This window comes from Nostoc sp. (assembly GCF_036919675.1).
Taxonomy (GTDB): domain Bacteria; phylum Cyanobacteriota; class Cyanobacteriia; order Cyanobacteriales; family Nostocaceae; genus Nostoc.
Genome location: NZ_JBALCP010000012.1, coordinates 1 through 3,232, shown reverse-complemented (window position 1 = coordinate 3,232; position 3,232 = coordinate 1). Strand labels below are relative to the sequence as shown.

Here is a 3,232-nt window from a genome sequence, read left to right as displayed (position 1 = left end):
CTTTAGAAAATGCGACCACTAAAATTCATCTCTGTTTTGTCAGACTTATGCTCCGAAGATTAGCTACTTTATAGATCCCAAATGGGTTCTATAGCGGTTCTCGCTTGGGTGCAGTACAGTTTTGACCTCTCTCCAAACGTCTCTTCTAAAAGGTTACGGTGTACACACAAGTCGGATTTACCCCCCTTAATCCCCCCTTAGAAAGGGGGGAAATAAGAAATCTGCTTCCCTCCCCTTTATAAGGGGAGGGTTAGGGTGGGGTAAAAGATATGTGGGACAACGCTTTGAGCTTAAGTTGACACCAATGAGCAATGCTGTGCCCCTACCGCGTGGTCTATTTACCTGAAAATAGCTGTAACCGAAAATTACAGTTGAGAACGCTTATTAAGAAAAACAGGTTTGCCGCCTTGCTCAAGAGATACTGTTAGTGCAGCAAGAATTTCTACTAACTGTGTGCCTACCCAGCCAGACGAAACCTCTGAGGGAATATTGTTGAGGATAGAGACAACAAAGCCGGAGCAAACTCGCCCCAATGGTTCACCTGGCTCTAATTCCAGCACTACCTGCCTTTGATTTACCGGAATAAATTGATTGCCCTGCTGTTCAAACTCCCCATGTAGCAGCGTTAGAGGTGACGATCGCGACATTTCATCAAAAATCAAACTACCAAGACTACCTACAATCCCCAGCCGTCGCTGCTTATCGGTGTTCAGCCAGCACAGATGAATATAAGCTTGAAAGCCATCTGGGTATGTCAGTGTTACCCATACTAAATCAGCTAAACCTTGAGGCAGAGGAGAATTTGTATCTTTCTTCCCCTCTGCTTCCCTGCTCCCCGGCTGCCCTGTTCCCTGTAGCCACACCGTACCCGTTGCCTGTACTTTTACGGGTAACTGACCCAGCCAAGCGTTAAAGATAGCAATATCGTGAATAGCTAAGTCCCACAGCGCATCAACATCTTGCCGGACAGGCCCTAAATGGGTGCGCGTCGCGTAGCCATAGCGTAAATCACCTAATTTACCCGCTTGTACTACAGTTTTTCCTCGCTCAACTGCTGGGTGAAATAAATAAGTGTGGTCAACCATGAGTATTAAATGATGCTGCTCTGCTAACTGGCAAAGTTCCTGACATTCTGCGGGGTCAAGAGTTAGGGGTTTTTCAGCTAAAACATGGTATCCCTGTTGGAGAGCGTCTTTAATTAAAGCATAGTGAGTGGTAGCTGGAGTTGCGATCGCCACCCCTGTCAACCCTGGCACTTTCTTGATATCCTGCCACTCGGTTGTTAATATTACATTTGTATCTAAATTAAACTGCTGCTTTACCGCCGCTAATCGTTCTGGATGGGGGTCTACTACAGCAACTACATTTACTTGGGGATCTGCTAAGAAATTCCGCAGCAGATGCACTCCCCAACGCCCAACTCCGATAACAGCAATTTTAATTTGGTTTGTCATTAGTTATTTGTCATTTGTATTGAAAGGACGAGGGACAAATGACAATCAACTGATTATCAGCTAATCAACCGTTTTTTAAACTCAGGGTATTTCCGGATTAGGAATTGCTAAAAAAGCTACCTTAGCTGCGGCTTGTTCAGCAGTTTTGATCGAGCGTCCCTTACCAACTCCTAGCTTATTTCCGTGCAGCCACACTTCAGCCATAAAACGTTCTTGATTGCGGTACGGTTGACTGACTTCCACAACCCGATACTCTGGTAAAACTTTAAATTGTGCCTGAGTCCATTCTTGAAGAGCAGCTTTGTAATTAAGTCTGGCAGGGTCGAGGCGAATTTCTGTCGTTAGTTGTTGGAAGTGGGGATCTAGCCAAGAGCGGATCAGTTCCAGATTTTGAGTACTTAAGTAAAGCGCACCCAAAACTGCTTCAAAAGCATCTGCCAGTCGTGACTCTAGACCAACTTTATCAGCAGTAGCACTACCAGCAACTAGTAAGTATAACTCCAAACCATAAACTCTTGCCAATTGGGCGAGGATGCGATCGCTCACCAACACCGAACGAATTGCCGCAAAATCCCCTACCGGACAATCGGGATAATTTTCCCATAACACAACAGCCGACACCAGCCGCACCACTGCATCGCCAACAAACTCTAGCTGTTCATAATTTGCCGAATCAGAAACAGTGGGATGAGTTAGCGCTAAATCCAGCAGTTCCCACTTTATAGGTGCTTCTAGCGACAAACCTAATTTTTGGACTAAACTTTCGAGTTGGCGCTGACGGCGTGGATAAGCAAGGGGCATTACATGATAAAGGGAAGGGGGCAGGGGAAGGCAACTAGTACCGCAAGGCGGAAGGCGGAAGTCAAAAGTCAAAAGTCAAAAGTCAAAAGTCAAAATGAATACAGCGTAAGCGTTTCGTTGATTTGGAATGGGTTGTTTATTTCCGCCGCGCTGTACTAGCTATATATTTTATATCCCTAAAGTTCTTGGACTATTACTTTAGCAACTTTTCGCTACTTCTCTCTATCTAGCTTCTCTTGGATAGCTTGACGGCAAAACTCAGGAGGATCGTCTTTAGCTTTCACTTCTTCCTTCATTTCCTTGGTGACACGTAAATGTAGATATTCAGTTAGTGGTCGCTCTCTGTCGGTGGTAAATGGCTTTAAGTTATCTGGATTACCTTTATTTTTAGACATTATGTAGAAATATAAATAGAGATATTTTTCACATGTATATCAGTGGAAAATGTTAAAACAGTGGGCATCTTAGCCTGAGAAACTTGTTGCCCACCGATTTCCACTTTTACAAGAGGTAACTCTATTTTATGTTTACACGCACAGAATTAGAAGTTAAAAGCTTGAGAGCATTACGCGATTTATGTCTGATACAGTACGGCATCCAAGCAATAGGGAATCCTGCTGATAAGGCATCCTACATTAACGCACTCCTGACCTTCTCTGTTGTAGCCTGCAAGCAAGTGTCAGAGAATAAAGGATTGAAGTCTCCTATATTCTCTCAAGTACAAGCGCTAGAAGCAACGCTAGAGGCTATCGGAACACCTACACCGGAGCAGTCAGCATTGCTCAAGGTGACGATGGAGGGAAGGAAGCTAGAGTACCCAGCACGGTACAGTCAAGAGAAGCTGTTTGGACTATATCGGGTTAAATGGCATCTGGATACAGCATTATACCAAGTTGCCAAAGATAGTATTGTTACATTCCGTTATATTGAACAGAGCCAAGAAAATCCGACTTCTCCCTTAACAGTTAGGGGGTTAT

4 protein-coding genes are annotated in these 3,232 nt (G+C 44.4%); 1 reads left to right on the top strand and 3 read right to left on the bottom strand.

Annotated features, from left to right (window positions below):
• Positions 1 to 365: 365 nt before the first annotated feature.
• From V7K49_RS00910 to V7K49_RS00900, 3 genes are all read right to left on the bottom strand, one after another.
• Entirely contained in the window at positions 366 to 1,454 is a 1,089-nt protein-coding gene (locus V7K49_RS00910; RefSeq protein ID WP_335204143.1) for a Gfo/Idh/MocA family protein, read from the bottom strand.
• A gap of 81 nt (positions 1,455 to 1,535) precedes the next feature.
• Positions 1,536 to 2,255: a ribonuclease III gene (gene rnc, locus V7K49_RS00905; RefSeq protein WP_334723592.1), complete on the bottom strand. Its 720-nt coding sequence runs from the start codon at positions 2,253 to 2,255 to the stop codon at positions 1,536 to 1,538.
• 212 nt (positions 2,256 to 2,467) lie between these two features.
• The gene (locus V7K49_RS00900; RefSeq protein WP_099104126.1) at positions 2,468 to 2,650 is read right to left on the bottom strand and encodes a hypothetical protein; all 183 of its coding nucleotides are present in this window, start codon (positions 2,648 to 2,650) and stop codon (positions 2,468 to 2,470) included.
• Positions 2,651 to 2,778: 128 nt separating this feature from the next.
• On the opposite strand from V7K49_RS00900, the gene V7K49_RS00895 reads away from it, so the two are divergent.
• The coding region (locus V7K49_RS00895; protein ID WP_335204142.1) for a hypothetical protein at positions 2,779 to 3,232 on the top strand (454 nt) is incomplete at its 3' end.